Genomic DNA, 19265 nt, shown 5'->3' on the forward strand with positions numbered 1-19265 from the left:
TACGCTAGCGTGTGCCCCGGTCGATACCCAAAGAATTTTTGCATTTTGCGATGATTTTTATCTCTCAGTAACACACAAGGTGGTACTCTTCCCCACACCAAAATCGAAACATATTGCTGGAGCGATGCGCGGCGCCGTGGCGCCATGGTCGCAAGCAAACAACAAAGGACGTGAAAGAATGCACGACAGTAATCGCCGTTTTCTGTTGGTCTGCCTGTTTTTTGTCCTCTTTGCATTCGTTGCGCCAACCGCTCACGCCGCGAGCAACCAGAGCGCTTTTTGCCATTCAACTGACGGCAGTTTTACCACTTGCCCGGACGGTCATCAGGAGTGGTCAGACATCACGCCTGTTTTCTTCCCGCAAAGTAACAGTTATCTCTATGCTGACCAGGGCGCTTTCCTGAATCCTGGCGGACCTCCCGATACTTTTTTCCTGATGTATGACGAGTGTTCACGCACTGCGCCGCTGGGGCCGAATGATTATTTCCTGGTGAACTTTGCCAACGTTGATGAGGCTTCAGGCTCGCCCGCGTTGGTGCACTACAGCATTCACATCTTTGTGGATGGCACCATCATCTTTCTTGAGAACGGCCAGGTGCAATCGGTCGGCGGACAGACCCGCGTGCCTGAGATTGAAGGCCAGCGTGGCCGGGCGAGTTTCGGTACGTCGCCAACTTGTCCTTTCAATCACCTGATTGCGGAATTTCAGATTCCTCTGGAGAGCGCCGGCACGCTAACCGCCGGTTTTGATACTACGTATTCGCCTGACCCGCTGTTCTGGGGCAGCAGCGTTCCGCCACCGCCTCCGCCGCTTCCGCCATGCCCACCTGCCGGAACTGGCACGCCAGTCACGCTGCCGCAGGTGAATGCGCCGGTGAAGCTGGCCTTGAAGGACTAAGGACTATCGAGTGATCTATGGCTCGATTCCGCTAACGTTCACTTCAGGTGGAGGGGGAGTGGCTTCGCAATGCTCTGTAACTTCCAATCTAGGTGCGCTGCCAGTGTTGTTCCAGGATACGGAGCTTGGATTTGATTTCGGGCCACCGATTCAGGTAGCAACCAGCCAGGCCGTGGCCAGTGTAAATATCTTCGACCAGGGCGGCATCGACACATCGTCCATTCCGCAGTGCAATTTCTCCTTTGGCTCAGGCGCAAACAATTGTTTCATCAACGCCGCTCCCGGCGGATCAGCCAGGGTGGCGCAATGGTTCACTCCCGGTTTTGATATCACCGGGCCATTGGGAATTCACACAAATACGGGGCCGCTTACCTTCTACGTAAATCTTGACGCGTTGAACCCGCCGACTGGCGATTTCAACTCAATGCTCCAGAGCATTGAAACTTTCGTGCATACCAACCTAATCGCCAATCTTGACGGCGTGACCTCCATCGCCGCGTTCCAGGACCCGCCCAACAACGTTCTGGTAACCGATCCTAACGGGCTGAGAACAGGAACGTTGCCCGATGGCACAATCGTGAATGAGATTCCCGGTTCCACATACATCCAGAATTCAGCCCGCAACGCTGTGGTGATCGTGGAGCCGCAAGCGGGCGTCTACAACACGCAGATTATCGGCCCGGTGGACAGCACGTTTGCCTTGTCGATGTCATTCACCCAATTGCTGCCGAACCTTTCGGTTCCTTCGATCACCGAGTCAGACGTCTCAGGGACCGTGTCCTCAACCGGAAGCGTTTTCCCGTTTACGGTGCCGGTGGCAGGGCCAAGAGGATCGGGCGGAGCGATTCGCACCGGATTCGACAGCTTTGCCTTACCGCCGAATGACGATGGCTCCAGCGGACCTACGGCCATCGGCTTCCCCATCAACTTCTTCGGACAGACGTTCTCTTCACTGTTTGTGAATGACAACGGCAACGTAACATTTGATCAGCAGCTCTCTGAATTCACGCCGTTTAGCCTGCAGACGACGCAACGCGAGATCATTGCACCGTTCTTTGCGGACGTGGATACGCGAGTCGGAAACCAAGTGACGTACGGCCCCGGCACCGTCGATGGGCATCCTGCCTTCGCTGTCACGTGGCCGGGCGTTGGCTGCTTTGCCGAAATCACCAGCGTGCTGGATTTCTTCCAGGTGGTGCTGGTTGACCGCTCGGATTCAGCTCCCGGCAACTTTGACATTGAGTTCAACTACAACTCAATTCAATGGGAAACCGGTGAGGCCAGCGGCGGCAACGGCGCATGCCAGGGCGGAGCTGCAGCGCGCGTTGGATTCTCCAACGGCAGCGGAGCTCCGGGGACGTTCTTTGAGCTGCCCGGTTCGGGATTGCCCGGATCTTTCCTCGACAACAATCCTTCCACAGGCCTGATCCATAACAGCTTTGGCAGCAATCAGGCGGGAAGATATGTCTTCCAGGTGCGGAACGGAGTACCAGCCACTGGCGTCGATACCGACGGAGACGGCGTCCCAGATGAACTGGATAACTGTCCCACGGTGCCCAACCCAGACCAGAAGGATTCGGACTTCGATGGCGTTGGAGATGCCTGCTCGTCGCCAACGTTGCAGCGCAACACCGCGGCGTTTCTGCAGGCCCTGGCCAATGGACAGACAAGCGCGGAACAAAACGGACTGCTCGTGTCCCAGACACCAACTCTCACCGATCAGTTAACCCGGATCGTAAACTTCCGTGTTGGCGCGGGATTGGCCACGTCAGCAAGCCAACTAGCTACCAGCCTGGTGAACAGCCTTGTGGCGATCGGGCAGGTTTCGGCGGCAGATGCCAACGCACTCATAGCGAGTGTGTTGAACACGCCCAATCACCCACCGTCGATTGTTTGTCCCTCGGCTGCGGTCAATGAGTGCACGCTCAACGCGGGAACGCCGGTCTCCTTGACGGCACACGTCTCCGACGCTGATGGTGACGCGCTGACCGTGACCTGGAATGCCGATGGATCGCAACTGCGCGTGGACCAGGTGCCCAGCGGGCCTGCGCCCACCACAGCCGCGCTCACGTTGACTCAACCGTTCACACTGGGTGTTCATAACCTGAATATTTCAGTCACTGACGGCAAGTCAGCTCCGGTAGCATGCACAACCACGGCTACCGTTCGCGACACAACGGCACCAGCGGTAAGCGCTTCAGTGGGATCGCCGGTCCTCTGGACGCCGGACCACACGATGTTCAACGTTGGCTTTGCCGCAACTGCGCAAGACCAGTGCAGCGGGCCACAACCTGTTTCCGTGAAGGTGTTCTCGAACGAGAGCCAGTTCGCTCAAGGTTCCGGGAACTTCTCACCGGATGCAAGCGGCGGAGCGGCAGGTCTTCTGCTGCGCGCAGAACGGAGCGGAGGCGGCAACGGCCGCGTCTATCTGATCGTAGCCAGCTCGGTCGATCCGGCAGGCAATCGTGCCTTTGCCTGTTCTACCGCGGTTGTACCACACGATCAGGATGACGTTTCACTACAAGCTATCCAAGCGATGGCTGCCACTGCTCAGGCGTTCTGCGGGAGCAATGGTGGAACGGCGCCGGCAGGATATTTCGCGATTGACGGTACGCAATAGATCGCGAAGGATTCCTGTTACACAATGCTGGCTTCAGAAACTCGGCCGCTACTTTCTGCAAAGAAGTGGCGGCCGAATTTGAATAGAGTGATCCCGGCCGTCATGCCGGTGATCGCCGCCAGCGGGCCGCCCATAAGAATTCCGAGCATGAGAGTAAAGAGAAAGAGACCTCCAACACGTCCCAAAGACCATTGCCCTTCCAACATGGGAAGGCCACAAGCAAAGAGCGCGGCAAATATCACGAACGTCCCCGCGCCAACCAAAAAGCCGCGCAGCACGGCGTGGCCGTAATTCTGGACTCGAGATGGATCCAGAATGGCTGCGCCCCAGGTATAACCGGCAATCCCGGCAGCCAAAGAAGGTAATGCCACGTACAGAATGACGGCGTGAGGCGCCATCACCAGCCGGAGGAAAAACAAAAAGGTAGCAAGAGCCGCAAATGCCGCAAACCAGAGCGCGGCTACGGATCTTCGTGCGGACGGTGGCAGAGTGCGTACAGCCAAACCGGTCTCTCCTAAAGCCACATTATAGTGTTCAGGATTGCTTTGGATATGGTGCCATTGGGGCAGCGTCTGCGGGGTTATTGGGTTTCTTATCCTTTGTTGGTTTTCCATTCACTGGCGATGGAAATATTCCTTCACCAGAAGTGACTTCTGGCTCGGCCAATTACGCCTAACTCGTGAACATCCAAAGACCATGCGCTCCTTTTATGGATTGGGGCTTGCTGAACTACCTGGATCAGAGAGAAGACGGCCAACCATCCAGTAATTGTCAGGGTTGTCCGGACGATGGTGGCTCTGAGGGAATAGCTGTTGTATGGAGCCTGTTCTGGGTCGCGGTAGACGCCTTCGTCATCTGGTACTTGCTCAAGCCTGAAGTAAAAGACCGCTTTCCACCCCCCCGTTCAGGCTCGCGCTGCTTCAGCGTAGCCTTTTAAGGGCATTCTGTGCATCAGAATGGGCTGCTTCTTTCGGCAGCCCATCACTTTTTATTTCACTTGAACGGTTAATATAGATTTTTGGATCGCCATGGCCAATCTCGTCTTTCTTTTTGACGTTGACAACACGCTGCTTGATAACGATCGCGTCACGGCCGATCTTAAGCGCCATCTGGCGCAGCAGGTTGGCCCCGAACGCCAGCAGCGCTACTGGGACTTCTTTGAGCAAATCCGCACCGAGCTTGGCTACGCGGATTATCTTGGCGCACTGCAGCGCTATCGCCTGGAGTACCCGCGCGATCCCAGCCTGCTCACGGTTTCACACTTTCTCATCAACTACCCATTTGCCACGCGACTTTATCCTGATTCTCTGGACGCCATTGAACACGTGAAGCAATGGGGCACGGCGGCAATTCTTTCTGACGGCGACGTTGTTTTCCAGCCGCGCAAGGTTGAACGCTCTGGAATTTACGAGGCGGTGAATGGCAATGTGCTGATCTATATCCACAAGGAAAAAGAACTGGACGACGTGGAACGCCGCTTCCCTGCTGATCATTACGTGTTGATCGATGACAAGATCCGCATTCTGGCCGAAGTGAAAAAAATCTGGGGCAGCAAAGTCACCACGGTCTTTCCCAGGCAAGGCCACTATGCGCTTGATCCTAAAATTCTTGCGGCGTATCCGCAGGCAGATATCACGCTGGAACGGATCGGCGAGCTGCTGAAGTACGACCGCGATGCCTTTGTCGCAAAAGCCTAACCTGGAATCCACCACTGATTAGCACTGATTCCACTGATCAGAAAAAACAGAAAAGCAAAACCTTTGAAACACGGAGGAACAGAGGAAGCGGAGGAGTCTTGGGAGATCAAGTCACTATTCGACCATCTTGCGACGAATGAAATCTTCACCACAGATGGTATTGATCAGGGAAAAAACAAATCTCACCACGGGGACACGGAGAATTGCCAAAGCCGGGTAATTGCCAGAATTGAAAAGCCAAACCCTCCGCTTCCTCTGTTCCTCCGTGTTTCAAGGGTTCGGGTTTGCTTTTCCTGATCAGTGTTATCAGTGGCCATCAGTGGTGAGCTTCGCTTTCGCGGCTTGCCGAAAAGTTTTTAACGCATGGAGAATCTCTGTACTTAAAAACAGGAGAAGATCAATTGCCCAAATTCGTTATTGAGCGCGAAATTCCCGGCGTGGGAAACCTGAAACCGGAAGAGCTGCAAGCCATCTCGTAGAAATCTTGCGGCGTACTGAATAACCTGGGACCACAAATTCAATGGGTGGAAAGTTTTGTGACCCAGGATAAGATTTACTGCATCTATATCGCGCCCAATGAAAAGATGGTGCGGGAGCACGCCAGCCAGGGCGGCTTTCCTGCCAATAAAGTTTCAGAAGTTAAAGCAAAAATCTATTTCACGACCGCCGAATAGAAATGGCCACAGACTTACGATCTTCCAGCAATTCCCTGCACTTCAAAGCGAGCATCGAACAACAGCTTGCCCGAACCGAGGAATGCCCGCGCTGGAAATTCACCTTTAAAATAGGTCCGATAAACCACGTTGAACGTTTCGAAGAGCGACACATCGGAGCAAAAGATTTGAACAGAGAGAAGATCGTCCATGGTCAACCCGGCGGATTCCAGCGTGCGCTTCACGCCATCCATCACCAGCCGCGCTTCTTCGTCGGCAGTGGCAGGCGGCCTGCCGGTTTTTGGATCAAGGCCGATGTGTCCGCAGAGATAGAGCGTATTGCCGTGCCATACCGCGTCACTAAATGGCAGATTGCTGCGCGTGGTGCGCTCCGATCGAATTCGCTTTGCGCCCGCCGCCAGCCCAACGGCCAGTGCGAACACATTCAATATAACTACGTCAGCGGTCATGGTTCCTCCGTGAATTTTAAGAGATGCAACATCAGGCTCCAGCAGTTCATTTTTCTTATACGCTCATTCAGGAGAGAGTAAAATCTGGTGCCAGAAAGAATAAGCGTCAATTTGCATCTGGAGGGTACATGCGTAAATTGTTGGCGATCCTGCTTCTGCTCCCTATGATTTCCCTGGCGCAGACGGCCGCCCCGAAGAAAGCTGCAACGAAAGCTAAACCAGCGGGCCCCGCCCCGGTCGTGGTCACGCCCGACAAGATCCAATGGGGGCCTGCCCCTGCCGTCTTTCCGTCCGGCGCACAGTTCGCCGTCCTCGCCGGCGATCCAGGCAAGCCCGGGCTGTTTACAGTCCGTCTGAAGATGCCCGATGGTTACAGGATCATGCCGCACTGGCATCCGACGGCGGAAAACGTGACCGTACTTTCTGGCGAATTTCACGTCGGTATGGGCGATAAGTTTGACGAGAGCTCAATGACGACTTTGCCGCCGGAATCGTTGGCAGTTGTGCCGCCGCACCATAACCATTACGCCATGACCAAAGGGGAAACCGTGGTCCAGGTCAACGCCATAGGGCCGTTCAAGCTCATCTATGTCAACCCTGCTGATTGACCCGACCCACGGGCAGGCCAGCCCGGCGAAGAAGGGTGCAATGGCCGCGAAAAAAGTGCCCGCCAAAAAATAAACTTAAAACTGTATGACATGGGTGCGCGAAAAGCGCACCCTGTTTTGTTTGGAAACGCTGAACCATAAGCTACATAAAGAAATCACTTTGTGGTCCTTCGTGTCCTTGTGGTTAAGGTTTATCCGGAGGGTCCATTGACGTCAAACAACGTCGGCAAATCCGCTGCCGCTGCCCGTAAGCTGAAGCGCTGGGTCAATCTCTATCCGCCTTACCTGGGCGCCGCCGTGCGCGTCACTCATATAGCAGAAAACTTCCGCCGTGTAGAGGTCGAGATGCCGTTGCGTTTCTACAACCGCAATTACGTCGGCACGCATTTTGGCGGATCACTCTATTCCATGGTCGATCCGTTTTACATGCTCATGTTGATCAACATTCTCGGCCCCGATTACATTGTCTGGGACAAAGCCGCGAACATTCGTTTCAAACGACCCGGCAAAGGCGTAATGAAGGCGACGTTCGAACTGACGGAAGAAAAGATTGCTGAAATCCGCGCCGCTGCTGAGACGCAGCCTAAAGTCGAGCCGCAGTTTCAAGTGCTGGTGAAGGACGAAGAAGGCAACGTGGTGGCGGAGGTCGACAAGCTGCTGTATGTTAAGAGAAAAAACAAGGAACAAACAAAATGATCAGGCGCGAGTTTCTCTTTGGTCTGGGCGCACTACTTATTTCCCGCGCAGGAACGACCCAGCAAGATCAGACTCAACAGACATCTTTGCTCAGCAAAGGCTTTGTCAAAACCACCCTTGGCCCTGACGCCTACTTTGAAGTGCACGGCAATTCCAAAGGTCCAAACGTATTTCTCGGGCCTCCAGTGTTTTCTCGGGTAGCTAACCCCGCCCACGTCAAGCTTCAAACAGAAATCAAGGAAGGCTACATAAAGCATCTTGGCGGCGGTTACCGGCTGCTGATGTCCGATTATTCGCATCTTCAAGGCAAAGAAACCGGTCCGGAGGAAACACGCCTGACGGTGGAAAATATGTGCAAAGACTATCTGGCCATCGCCGATGCCGCGAACGTCGACAGCTTTGCCGCTGCGGGGTATTCATGGGGCGGTAATGCAGTTCTGCAGCTCGCCACGCGCTCTCCACGCGTGATCGCGCTGGTAGTGGGCGGCTGGCCCGCGCTCGATGGACCCTACAAACACATGCTTGAATTCATCCAGGAGCTGCACAAGCAGAATCCTGAACGCGCCGAAATGGTGCACTACATTAATTACTATCGCAGCCTGCAAGACTGGCCGGAGAAGAGTGAGGTCGCGAAGCTGACCTGCCCGCGCCTGAACTTTGATGATACCGCAGACAACGATGACACGAATTTTATCGCTACCTTGCGCAAGAATGCTGATGCGCTCCATAAAATGGGTTGGGAAACCGCAGAGGTAACCAGCGGCGCCGGTCATGCCGGTGGGCTGATGCCGGATGTTGCTTGTCCTCTAATAGGATCGTTTCTCGCCAGACACATGAAGAAAACATCTGCGTGAATTCCCGCTCACGTTGATCAGGCACGAAGTACAGGTTTCCACCGCTCTTCCGCCAGCCGATCAGCCGCCTGATACGTGGGAATCTTTTCTCTTTCAGCCATGGCAAAGATGGTCAGCAGCGTGTCATAGATCGCATCGGTCTTCGCCAGCGTTTTCTCAACGTCCCATCCCATCATCTCGCGGCAGCAGCCATTGATTACGCCGCCGGCATTGGCCGCGTAATCGGGCGCGTAAACAATGCGCCGCTTCTCCAGCAGATCGCCATGCCGAGGCTCCAGCAATTGGTTGTTAGCCCCGCCCACGACCAGCGCGACTTTGAATTCCGGCAGCGTCTGATCGTTGACGACTCCACCTAGCGCGCACGGCGCAAATATGTCGGCCTCTGCCGAATAAATCTCTTCCAGCGCGACCATGCTTGCTCCATGATCGTCCATTGCGCGCTTTACCTTGGCCGCATCCACATCGGTAACAATCAGCTTGGCCCCGACTCGCGCCAGCTCTCCGGCCAGAAAATATCCCACGTGTCCGCAGCCCTGAATGGCGACGGTCTTTCCCGCCAGATCGTCGCTTCCCCATTTGTGCTTTGCCGCAGCCTGCATCGCTCGAAATACGCCGCGCGCCGTGTGCGGTGACGGATCGCCCGAACGGCCCTGCAATCCGCCAACGTAAGTAGTCTCTTTCAGGATATACTCCATGTCCGCTGGACTCGTGCCCACGTCCTCTGCGGTGATGTATTTACCGGCAAAGCTGTTAACCATCCGGCCATGCGCGCGGAAAAGCTGCTCGCGATCGGTAGCTTTGCCATCGTGCATGATGATGGATTTCCCACCGCCAAATGGCAATCCAGCCAATGCATTTTTGTAGGTCATGCCCCGAGCCAGACGTAACGCGTCAGTCATCGCATCGTCTTCAGTCTTGTAACTCCAATAACGGGTGCCGCCTACGGCCGGGCCCAGCGTCGTGGAATGGATCGCAATAATTCCCTGGTAGCCTGCTGCGTCGCCCGACCCAAGCACTACACGCTCATAGCCGGGCACACGGATTTCCCTGATTTTCATAGGACCCTTTGAAAATTGGAGGATGGAGTACCGATGAATTTACCAGATTGCTCCGCCACACGGAAGAGTGTCTTAGTACAATGCTCTTGCCTATGTCGAAAAACTTTTCTCTCGTGCGCTTCATCCCACTTTGCACGCTTCTCGTCCTTTTATCTGGCTTTGCATCTTCCCAGCAGCTCGATCCTAATCTGTACAACGGTCTACGCTGGCGCATGATCGGCCCGCACCGCGGCGGACGCACCGTTGCCGTAAGCGGCGTTGAAGGCCAGCCAAACGTTTATTACTTTGGCGGCGTTGGCGGCGGCGTGTGGAAGACCGCGAATGGCGGCATCACTTGGGAACCAATCTTTGACAGCCAGCCTATCGCGTCCATCGGTGCGCTGTCCGTCGCTCCGTCAAATCCCAACGTCATCTATGTCGGCACAGGCGAATCCGATTTCCGCTCCGACCTGACTTATGGCAATGGCGTTTACAAATCGACTGATGCCGGCCACACATGGAAGAATATCGGGCTGACCGCGTCGCAGCACATCAGCCGTATTGCCATTGACCCGCACAATCCGGATACATTATTCGTCGCGGCCATGGGTAGCGCATATGGGCCCAGCGCTGAGCGCGGCGTTTTCCGTTCGACGGACGGCGGAGCGACATGGCAAAAAGTCCTTTTCAAAGACGACAACACCGGCGCTATCGATATCACGCTTGATCCCGATAATCCAAAAGCCGTGTGGGCAGCTCTGGTGCATGACCAGCGTCCGCCCTGGAGCGCGTATCCTCCCGTCACAACCAACGGAGCAATCTACAAATCCATAGATGGCGGAACTGAGTGGAAACCTGTCACAGGTGGCGGACTTCCTGAAGGCGATTGGGGACGCATAGGTCTGGCCGTCGCACGCGGCACGCACGGCCAGCGCGTCTATGCATTGATTGACACGAAAGAAGGCGGCGTGTTCAAGTCGGACGATGGTGGCCAAACATGGCTCCGCACCGGCAAAGATCCGCGCCTCGGCCGCCTTTGGTATTTCGGCGAAATTTACGTCGATCCTAAAAATCCTGACACTGTGTATGTTCCCAATGTCTCGATTTATCGCTCCACCGATGCAGGAAAAACTTTTGTCGCCATCAAAGGCGCACCCGGCGGCGATGATTATCACGCGCTCTGGATTGATCCCAGCAATCCGCAACGCATGATCTTTGGCAGCGACCAGGGCGCTGGCGTCAGCGTGGACGCGGGCCACACCTGGAGCAGTTGGTATAACCAGCCAACGGCGCAGTTCTATCACGTGGCTGTTGACAATGATTTTCCTTATTACGTTTACGGCGCACAGCAGGATAGCGGCAGCGTCTTTATTCTCAGCCGCAGTAATGACGGCGCTATCACCTTCCGCGACTGGCACCCTGCCGGCGCCGGTGAGAGCGGTTATATCGCACCCGATCCTTCCGATTCCAACATCATCTATGGGGGAGGAACTTATGGAGAACTCTTCCGTTATGACCGTCGCACCGGACAGGCACAGATCATCGCCCCGGATGCCATCCGCAACTTCGGTGAAGCTCATCCCGAGCATCGTTATACATGGACATCTCCTGTAGTCTTCTCGCCGCAGGATCCGCACACTCTTTATTTCGGATCACAGTACGTGCTGCGCAGCAATGACCGCGGTAACAGTTGGCAGAAGATCAGTCCAGACCTTACAGGCGCTGATCCAAAAGCGTCACAGGACGGACCGCTAACGGTTGAAAATGCCAGAGCACGCGGGCACGGCGTGGTTTATACCATTGCGCCTTCGCCGGTAAGCGCCGGACAAATCTGGGTAGGCACAGATAGCGGCTTGATTCAGCTCACGCGCGACGGCGGCAAGACCTGGAACAATGTCACTCCTTCAGGACTCTCTGACTGGAGCAAGATCAGCATCGTCGAGCCTTCACACTTCAACGCAGGCACGGCTTATGCAGCGGTGGATCGTCATCGGCTCAATGATATGGGCCCATACATCTATCGCACGCGGGATTTCGGCAAGACATGGGCGCGAATCAACAACGGCATTCCCAATGGCGCATACGTGCGGGCCGTACGCGAAGACCGGGTCAAGAAAGGGCTGCTCTTTGCTGGAACCGAACTCGGCGTTTATTTCTCTATCAATGACGGCGACTCATGGCAGCCGCTGCAACTCAACCTGCCGGTTTCTCCCGTACATGATCTGGTCATCAAAGACAACGATCTGGTGATTGCAACGCACGGCCGGGCCTTCTGGATTCTGGATGACATTTCAGCTTTGCGTCAGATGACTGACGAAATCAAATCAGCCCCAGCGCATCTTTTCCAGCCTTCCACCGCCATGCGTATCCGCGCCACCACCCACGGAGACACGCCTCTGCCGCCGGAAGAGCCTTCGGGAGAGAACCCGCCGCCCGGAGCAATCTTCTACTATTACTTGAAGTCGCCCGCGCAGGGTGAGGTAAAACTTGATGTGCTGGACGCAAAGGGCAGCGTCATTCGTTCGTACTCCAGCAAAGACCAGCCGTTCCATCCCCCAACGCCACCGGCTTTCCCCATGTATTGGTTTAAGCCTGAAGCGCCGATCTCAACCGCAGCGGGAATGCATCGCTTCGTCTGGGACGTTCGCTACGCCGCGCCGCCGGTCGCCCAGCCCGGATACAGCATGTTTACCATTGCAGGCGGTGACGTGCCACGTGAACCTGCTGGTCCGCAGGCGCTTCCCGGCGGGTATCAAGTACGGCTTACCGTCGACGGCAAAACATACACGCAGCCCTTCAAGCTCACCATGGATCCTCGCGTAAAAACCACGCCCCAGGATTTGGAAAAGCAATTCTCTCTGGAGTTAAAACTCGTCCAAGCCTCGCAGCAGGCGAACCAGGCTGTCGAAGATATTCACGCCGCAGCGCAGACAGGAAAGATCAGCGCTGACGATGAGAAGAAGCTTGCAGGCGCGCGACGGCGCCGCGGCGAAGCTGAATCTGAAGGTCCTCCCGGCCAGCAGCCGGCATTCGCGCAGGTGATCGGCAACCTTGGCCAGCTGATTGTCGCCGTGGATAGCGCCGACGCCGCTCCCACGACCCAGGAATCCCAGGCCGCAGAAAAAACTCTGGCGCAGGCGCAGGCCCTGTTCAAGCAGTGGGAGGCGTTAAAGCCCAAATAGCATGCATACAGCGGACGTGGTCATCATCGGCGGCGGCATAGTTGGCTCAAGCATCGCTTGGCACCTCACGCATGCGGGTTGCAAGAGCGTGCTGGTCATTGAGCGGGAAAGTTCGCAGGGAAAAGGTTCCACCGGCAAGAGCATGGGCGGAGTGCGCGCGCAGTTTTCCACGCCCGTCAATATACAGATGTCGCTGTACTCGATTCCTTTCTATGCCAAATTTGAAGAAGTCGTCGGCCATCCTGCCGATTATCGCCCGCAAGGTTATCTTTTCCTCGCGACCAAGGACTCACACCTCGCGTATCTGCGCGACAACTTCGAGCGGCAAAAGAAACTCGGTTTGACGACCGCCCGTCTGCTTCCCGCTGACGAAATTCGCGCCATGCTGCCGCAGCTCCGCTCTGACGACGTTCTCGGCGGCAGCTTCTGCTCGACCGACGGATTTGTGGATCCTTACAGCGTGATGAATGGCTTCATGGCCTCAGCCGTGGAACACGGAGCCACGTTGTGGAAGAGGACTGAAGTTACAGGCATCGGCACAGATGAGCAAGGCGCATTCCGCGTGGAAACCACTCGCGGCCCGGTTTCCACCCGCACGGTCGTCAATGCCGGGGGAGCATGGGCGGCACAAATTGCGAAATTCGTCGGCGTCGATCTGCCGGTTGAGCCGCTGCGGCGCATGCTTGTCCCGTCTGAACCTTTTTCGGACTTTCCGCATACCTCTCCCATGGTCATCGACATGAGCACGGGCTTCCATTTCCGCCCGGAAGGCCGCGGCTTTCTGCTGGCCTGGAACGATCCTGAGGAAACGCCTGGTTATAAAACTGACTTCGAGACAGCGTTTATCGAAAAAATCCTACTGCACGCTGCCGACCGTGTCCCAGCCTTTGAGAATCTTCCAATCAATCCCAAGCGTGCCTGGGCGGGACTCTATGAGATGACGCCCGATCATCACTGCGTGCTCGGTCCGGTCGCTGCCGTGCCCGGATTCTTTCTGGCCAACGGCTTCAGCGGCCACGGCGTGATGCACTCACCAGCGACAGGTAAGATTCTTGCAAACCTTATTTTGCAGGGAAAAACCGATGTAGTGGATGATGTTGGTGTTCTCGCTTTCGAGCGCTTCGCCAAGGGTCAGTTGCTGCATGAAACTGCGGTGCTATAAGTTTTCACCGCAAAGGACGCTAAGGGCGCGAAGGAAGAAAAAGATTTAGATGAAAATACGCGAATCCATGCAAAGGAACGCCCGTTTGGATTCGTGTTGATTCGCGCTGATTTTTTCCTTGGCGTCCTTGCGGTGAAACTTTTCAATTATGCGCCGGATTAACCACTTGGAAGGAATTGATGATCCGGTTCACGTCCGCGGGGCGCTTACCCTTGTATCCTGCGCTGATGATGTAAAAGATTTTGTCGCCACAGTGGAAGCGATGCAGGCTGCGCTCCTCGGATGATCCGGTCTCATATTCCAGGCCACGCAAGCCGGAGAGCTCCACTTGTTTGAGCGTTCCCCGAATCACCGGCTCCTTCGGGTCTTTGTTGCTGTCTGCTTTGTCCCACAGGTCAGCCAGCGTGGTTTCGCAATCCATAAGCTTGTGGACGGCACGTAGATTAAAGATTGTTCCGTCTTCCAGGCGAACCGTGTAGACATGTATGTGGCGATCGCCACCATCGTTACGCGGCGTGGTCGGCGCGGGCAGGGTAATCGCGAAGCCGTCGTCAGGATAAACGTAGGGTCTCCACTGCTGCGACTCTTGTTTTTTCGCTGCGCGCTTCTGCGCCACGCTTTTTTGCGCCAACGGCGCGCCAATCAGCATTACACCAAGGATTGTGAGAACAATCGTTTTCATAGGCTGAAGAACATCTTATCAGCCTGAGTCGCTCCCCGTCGGAATCCGTTAGGCCTGCGCTGCCAATGCACTATCGAGTTTGCGTATCGCATCTTTCAGCGCATCCCGTCCGGCAAACTGCTTCGCTTCAACCTCAAGTTCTGCTGCCAGCTGGTTGCTCATGCGCGTAATACAGTGGATGCGCTCCTCGGTGATTATGGTGGAAAGCTCGCGGCTGTCGCCATCCAGCCATTTCTCCACCTGCCAGCCGGTTTTGCGGGCACTATCCACGGCAAAGCGAAATTCGCTTAAAACGCGGCGATCCACCATCCCGGCGCTTAGCAATTGTTCCAACCGCTGCAGTTCGCCGGTAATCCGTGCAACCTGATTTGTTACTTGTCTGGTGAAAGCCTGATTGGCTTCCTGAATTGCTGTTTCCTTGATTACTGCTTCTATCATTTCTGCTCCCGGAAGGTCATGTACCTTATTTCCGTAGAGTAGTACAACTTCCGGTTTGGAGGTTAGTGACCTAGGTAACATGCCAGCCCAACTTTTCAAGCGGTATTGAACACGCTATCTGAGCCGCGATTAAAAAGAGTAAAGTGGGCTCCATGAAATCAGCGGTAATAGGCGTGAGCGTCCACTCCGGATGGGGTGTGGTGGTGACCGTCGCAGGTAAGTTTGGCACGGAAGAAGTCCTGGATCGTCGCAGACTGGTTATCATTGATTCCAAAGTCGCCGGTGCGGCCCAGCCCTATCATCACGTTCAAGCAAAGGAAATTCATGCCGCCGAAGCGCATTTGAACCAATGCGCGGCCGAGTCGCGGCGGCTGGCCGTTCAAGCGCTCACCCGCGTTGTCTCTGAGCTTGGCGATCGGGGTTTCGTGCTGGTCGCATCAGCCCTCCTGCTCGGTTCGGCGCGACCTCTACCTGATCTGGAAAAAATAATGGCTTCTCACCCGTTAATTCATACGGCTGAAGGTGAATTCTTCCGCCAGGCTTTCCGCAGTGCTTTTGAACACCTGAAAATTCCGGTTACCGGAATTCCCGCACGAGATCTTGACGACTATGCGCTGAAAGCCTTTGGAAAAGCCGCGCCGCAGATCCACAACAGAATCGATGGAATGGGACGCACTCTTGGCGCGCCGTGGACCAAAGACGAAAAGACAGCCGCGCTTGCCGCCGCCATCGTACTGACAGGCGCGCGGTCGAAACGTCACGCTTCCGGCGCATAGACCATAGGTCTACGAATGCCCCGCCCCAGATAGATTTCTTCAAACATCTTCAAATTTGGAATAGACTCATTCGTTCCAAAACCTGAGGCAAAGCGGGGTCATGAGAAAGCATATGAACAAGCAGGCACGTCAGTTTATTCGTTTATTAATTATCGTGGTTACCCTACCTTTCTGCCAGGTGGCAAATGCTCAGCAATCGCCTCAGGAAGAGCACACTGTTCTCCATGGTTACCAGAAGGCTCCGCAGCCAATCTCTGACATTCTGAATGCGCGGCCCACGCCGCTCGTCCAGGTAAGCCCCGATGGAAAATGGCTGCTCTCCGCCGACCGTCTGGCCAATCCTCCGATCGCCGATCTGGCGCAGCCCATGCTTCGCCTTGCCGGCTTGCGCATCAATCCCACGACAAATGGCAGACATCATCCTCCTCGCCTCATCGCTTTGAGCCTGGTTCAGGTTGCGACGGGCAAGACGCTCAAGATTACAGGTATTCCCGCCAATCCTTATCTCAGCCTTCCTGACTGGTCGCCCGACGGCACCAAATTCGCCTTTACCAACACCGTCGCCGACGGCATCGAATTGTGGATCGGCAACGTTGAAACCGCCAAGGCCGAGAAGCTTGAGGGCTTCAAGATCAGCGCCATCCTCGGCGATCCCTTGCAGTGGATGCCCGACGGCAAAGCGCTCTTGGTCCAGGTCGTTCCTTCTGGCCGCGGTAATGCTCCCGCCGAGCCCAAGACCCCAGATGGCCCGATCATTCAGGAGAGCGATGGCAAGAAAGCCCCGGTACGCACCTATGAAGACCTGCTCGAAAATCCGCACGATGAAAAGCTGTTTGACTACTACGCCACGTCGCAGTTGACGCGTGTCAGCTTGCCTCATGTCGGCCACCTCGGCCCAATCCGCGCGAGCATTGACGTCAACGGCGCAAGCAGGATCGGCAAGCCGGGAATCTTTTCCCGCATAGACCCTTCTCCCGACGGCAAGCACCTGCTCGTCGTTCGCATCCAGCATCCATATTCCTACATCATGCCGGAGAGCGACTTCCCGCGCGAAGTCGAAGTCTGGGACCTTACCGGAAAGCTCGAGCACAAAATTGCCAGCCTGCCATTGGCGGACCATGTTCCCATTGAAGGCGTGCTGACCGGCCCGCGCGACTACCAATGGGTTCCCACACAGCCGGCCACGCTGATCTGGGCGAACGCGCTGGATGGCGGCGATCCTAAAACCAAAACTCCCTTCCGTGATGAAATAATGATGCTTAGCGCCCCATTTACTGACAAACCGCGCGAACTGGTGAAGCTGGAACAGCGATTTCTTCCTGCCGGCGGTGGTGGCGGCGGTTTCCGCGCTGGCTCAGCGATTGAGTGGGGCGACAATGGGATTGGTTTGGTGCGTGATTACAATCGCGACCGGCGCTGGCTGCGCACTTTTTTAATCGATATCGCCAAACCCGGCGAGCAACCCAGGCTGATCTGGGAGCGTTCCATACGCGACCGTTATCGCGATCCCGGCTCGCCGCTGATGCGCACTCTGCCAAACGGCAAGAGGGTGATGCGCCAGGCTGGCAGTGCTATTTTCCTGGCGGGCAACGGCGCTTCACAAAAAGGCGAGTTCCCTTTCCTGGATCGTTTTGACCTTGATACCCTGAAATCCGACCGTATCTTCCAATGCGGCGATGGCCAATATGAGTCCGTGATTGCGCTTCTGGCCGACGATGGAACAAAGTTCCTGACCCGCCACGAGAGTCCCACGGAACCGCCCAATTATTTTGTTCGCACGGCCAATGGTGCAGACAAAAAAGCCGTCACTGATTTTCCAGATCCTGCTCCGCAGCTTCACGGCATTACCAAACGGCTGGTGACCTATAAACGAGCAGATGGCGTGCAGCTGTCCTTTACGCTCTACCTGCCTGCCAACCATAAAGAAGGCGAGCGCCTGCCAACCATCGTGTGGGCGTATCCGCTGGAGTTCAATGACGCCGATACAGCCGGACAGGTCTCAGGCTCGCCGTACCACTTCACCACCATCACCGGCATCTCGCAGCTGTTTTTGGTAACGCAGGGTTACGCCATTCTCGATAACGCCACCATGCCGGTCGTCGGCGATCCGGAGACCATGAACAATACTTATGTGGAGCAGGTTGTGGCCAGCGCCAAAGCCGCCATCGATAAAGCCGTAGAGATGGGCGTCACCGATCCTAACCGGGTCGGCGTGGGCGGACACAGCTATGGCGCTTTCATGACTGCCAATCTGCTGGCGCATTCCGATCTATTCCGGGCTGGCGTCGCTCGCAGCGGCGCGTACAATCGCACACTCACACCTTTTGGTTTCCAGAGCGAGCGCCGCACCATTTGGGAAGCGCCGGAGATGTACATCAAGGTTTCGCCCTTCATGCAAGCCGACAAGATCAAGCATCCCATCCTGCTGATCCACGGCATGGCTGACGATAACTCGGGAACTTTTCCCATCCAGAGTGAGCGCATGTACCAGGCCATCAAAGGCAACGGCGGGATCGTTCGCTATGTCCAGCTTCCCTATGAAGCTCACGGCTACCTGGCCCGAGAATCCACTGAACACACGCTGTGGGAGATGGTTACGTGGTTCGATAAATGGGTGAAGAACGCGCCACCGTCCGGAGGGCAGACCAAAACCGCAAAGAGTAACGAGCAGCATTGATCAGCGAGCACGAGGAGGAAAATGGGATGAAGAATGAAAATGAATTGCTGATTCCGCCGGCCGCTGAAGAAGATCCCAAAGCCATGGAGGTGATCGGGGCTGGGTGGCGAAAGACGGCCAGCACGTGAGCCTCAATCCTCTCGTTTAGAAAGACCCGCAAGCATTGGGTATCCCTGGCGGATTTAGCAGGGTACGTTGCCAATGCATGTGAGCAGGTTGGGGCTCAATCGAGGCGAAACCGTGCGTAAGATCCCCCGATCCGCTCGGCCGGAACTCACCACGCCAGCCGATAGTGCTAGAAGCTAGATGCAAAATTCGCATCCTCACCGCCGAAGATAAAGAAATATAAACACTTATGGCAATTTCACTCATCTGTGCAAAAAAAACAAAAAATATCGTTAGCCGAATGAAACGCTTTGCCCCTTTTGTGCACTATTCAGACAGGATGAACGGAAAAAGCACAAACTAGGACCGGCGGTGGTTGCCAAGGGGGTGTCACCGCCGGCACCTGGGATTGTGGCTCCTTATTTGCCTCTTCAGTAACAAGGGCGCGACTTTACCTGGTCGCGCTTTTGTATTTAGACGGCCTTGCCCTATCATGACCTCACTGTTCGACTCCGCACATTGATTCCAAAAGTGAACACTTCTGAACGCGACAATCGACCTTCTTCAAAAAGCTAACTGTGGAGTCTCAAGAGGTTGTTCCGATCGAGGCCGGAGCGGCTGATAGGTGGAACATGGTTGAGGCTACCATGAGGACGGTGCCAGTTGTAATGGTGAAGCCAGGGAAGAAGATGTTCGTGACGGTGTTGCGA

General features: G+C 55.6%; 16 protein-coding genes and 1 pseudogene. 11 read left to right on the top strand and 6 right to left on the bottom strand.

What is annotated here, in order from left to right:
- The first annotated feature begins 178 nt into the window (after positions 1-178).
- On the top strand, positions 179-898 hold the full coding sequence (locus LAO76_25680) for a hypothetical protein (protein ID MBZ5494331.1): 720 nt from the start codon (positions 179-181) through the stop codon (positions 896-898).
- 58 nt (positions 899-956) lie between these two features.
- A complete protein-coding gene (locus LAO76_25685) occupies positions 957-3518 on the top strand; it encodes a thrombospondin type 3 repeat-containing protein (protein MBZ5494332.1) in 2562 nt (853 codons plus the stop codon).
- Positions 3519-3535: 17 nt separating this feature from the next.
- On the opposite strand, the gene LAO76_25690 is transcribed toward LAO76_25685, so the two are convergent.
- Positions 3536-4021, bottom strand: a complete 486-nt coding sequence (locus LAO76_25690; GenBank protein ID MBZ5494333.1) for a hypothetical protein — start codon at positions 4019-4021, stop codon at positions 3536-3538.
- A 525-nt stretch (positions 4022-4546) separates the two neighbouring features.
- Between LAO76_25690 and LAO76_25695 the strand changes: the two genes are divergently transcribed.
- Both LAO76_25695 and LAO76_25700 read left to right on the top strand, forming a co-directional pair.
- A complete protein-coding gene (locus tag LAO76_25695; protein MBZ5494334.1) occupies positions 4547-5215 on the top strand; it encodes an HAD family hydrolase in 669 nt (222 codons plus the stop codon).
- A gap of 401 nt (positions 5216-5616) precedes the next feature.
- Positions 5617-5889 (top strand): annotated as a pseudogene (locus LAO76_25700) (DUF4242 domain-containing protein).
- A 14-nt stretch (positions 5890-5903) separates the two neighbouring features.
- Here the strand turns inward: LAO76_25700 and LAO76_25705 are convergent.
- The gene (locus LAO76_25705) at positions 5904-6338 is read right to left on the bottom strand and encodes a RidA family protein (GenBank protein MBZ5494335.1); all 435 of its coding nucleotides are present in this window, start codon (positions 6336-6338) and stop codon (positions 5904-5906) included.
- Between the two features lie 128 nt (positions 6339-6466).
- Between LAO76_25705 and LAO76_25710 the strand changes: the two genes are divergently transcribed.
- The 3 genes from LAO76_25710 (at position 6467) to LAO76_25720 (ending at position 8496) form a co-directional block, all read left to right on the top strand.
- Positions 6467-6946: a cupin domain-containing protein gene (locus LAO76_25710; protein ID MBZ5494336.1), complete on the top strand. Its 480-nt coding sequence runs from the start codon at positions 6467-6469 to the stop codon at positions 6944-6946.
- A gap of 207 nt (positions 6947-7153) precedes the next feature.
- Positions 7154-7642: a DUF4442 domain-containing protein gene (locus LAO76_25715; GenBank protein ID MBZ5494337.1), complete on the top strand. Its 489-nt coding sequence runs from the start codon at positions 7154-7156 to the stop codon at positions 7640-7642.
- The gene (locus tag LAO76_25720; protein MBZ5494338.1) at positions 7639-8496 is read left to right on the top strand and encodes an alpha/beta hydrolase; all 858 of its coding nucleotides are present in this window, start codon (positions 7639-7641) and stop codon (positions 8494-8496) included. The genes LAO76_25715 and LAO76_25720 overlap by 4 nt, the downstream gene beginning before the upstream one ends.
- A 17-nt stretch (positions 8497-8513) precedes the next feature.
- On the opposite strand, the gene LAO76_25725 is transcribed toward LAO76_25720, so the two are convergent.
- Positions 8514-9554, bottom strand: a complete 1041-nt coding sequence (locus LAO76_25725) for a leucine dehydrogenase (protein MBZ5494339.1) — start codon at positions 9552-9554, stop codon at positions 8514-8516.
- Positions 9555-9646: 92 nt separating this feature from the next.
- On the opposite strand from LAO76_25725, the gene LAO76_25730 reads away from it, so the two are divergent.
- Both LAO76_25730 and LAO76_25735 read left to right on the top strand, forming a co-directional pair.
- Complete coding sequence (locus tag LAO76_25730; GenBank protein MBZ5494340.1) at positions 9647-12715, top strand: hypothetical protein; 3069 nt, start codon at positions 9647-9649, stop codon at positions 12713-12715.
- 1 nt (position 12716) lies between these two features.
- Positions 12717-13877, top strand: a complete 1161-nt coding sequence (locus LAO76_25735; protein MBZ5494341.1) for an FAD-binding oxidoreductase — start codon at positions 12717-12719, stop codon at positions 13875-13877.
- A 142-nt stretch (positions 13878-14019) separates the two neighbouring features.
- Here the strand turns inward: LAO76_25735 and LAO76_25740 are convergent, their stop codons facing one another.
- The gene (locus LAO76_25740; GenBank protein MBZ5494342.1) at positions 14020-14559 is read right to left on the bottom strand and encodes a hypothetical protein; all 540 of its coding nucleotides are present in this window, start codon (positions 14557-14559) and stop codon (positions 14020-14022) included.
- A 48-nt stretch (positions 14560-14607) separates the two neighbouring features.
- Positions 14608-14997, bottom strand: coding sequence for a hypothetical protein (locus LAO76_25745; protein MBZ5494343.1), 390 nt, complete (start codon positions 14995-14997; stop codon positions 14608-14610).
- A 152-nt stretch (positions 14998-15149) separates the two neighbouring features.
- Between LAO76_25745 and LAO76_25750 the strand changes: the two genes are divergently transcribed.
- Complete coding sequence (locus LAO76_25750; protein ID MBZ5494344.1) at positions 15150-15773, top strand: hypothetical protein; 624 nt, start codon at positions 15150-15152, stop codon at positions 15771-15773.
- A 112-nt stretch (positions 15774-15885) separates the two neighbouring features.
- Positions 15886-18450: a prolyl oligopeptidase family serine peptidase gene (locus LAO76_25755; GenBank protein MBZ5494345.1), complete on the top strand. Its 2565-nt coding sequence runs from the start codon at positions 15886-15888 to the stop codon at positions 18448-18450.
- 677 nt (positions 18451-19127) lie between these two features.
- Here LAO76_25755 and LAO76_25760 read toward each other — a convergent pair.
- On the bottom strand, positions 19128-19265 hold a 138-nt coding region (locus tag LAO76_25760), incomplete at its 5' end, for an IS481 family transposase (protein MBZ5494346.1).

The sequence above is a fragment of the Terriglobia bacterium genome (genome assembly GCA_020072645.1).
Lineage (GTDB): Bacteria > Acidobacteriota > Terriglobia > Terriglobales > Acidobacteriaceae > Angelobacter.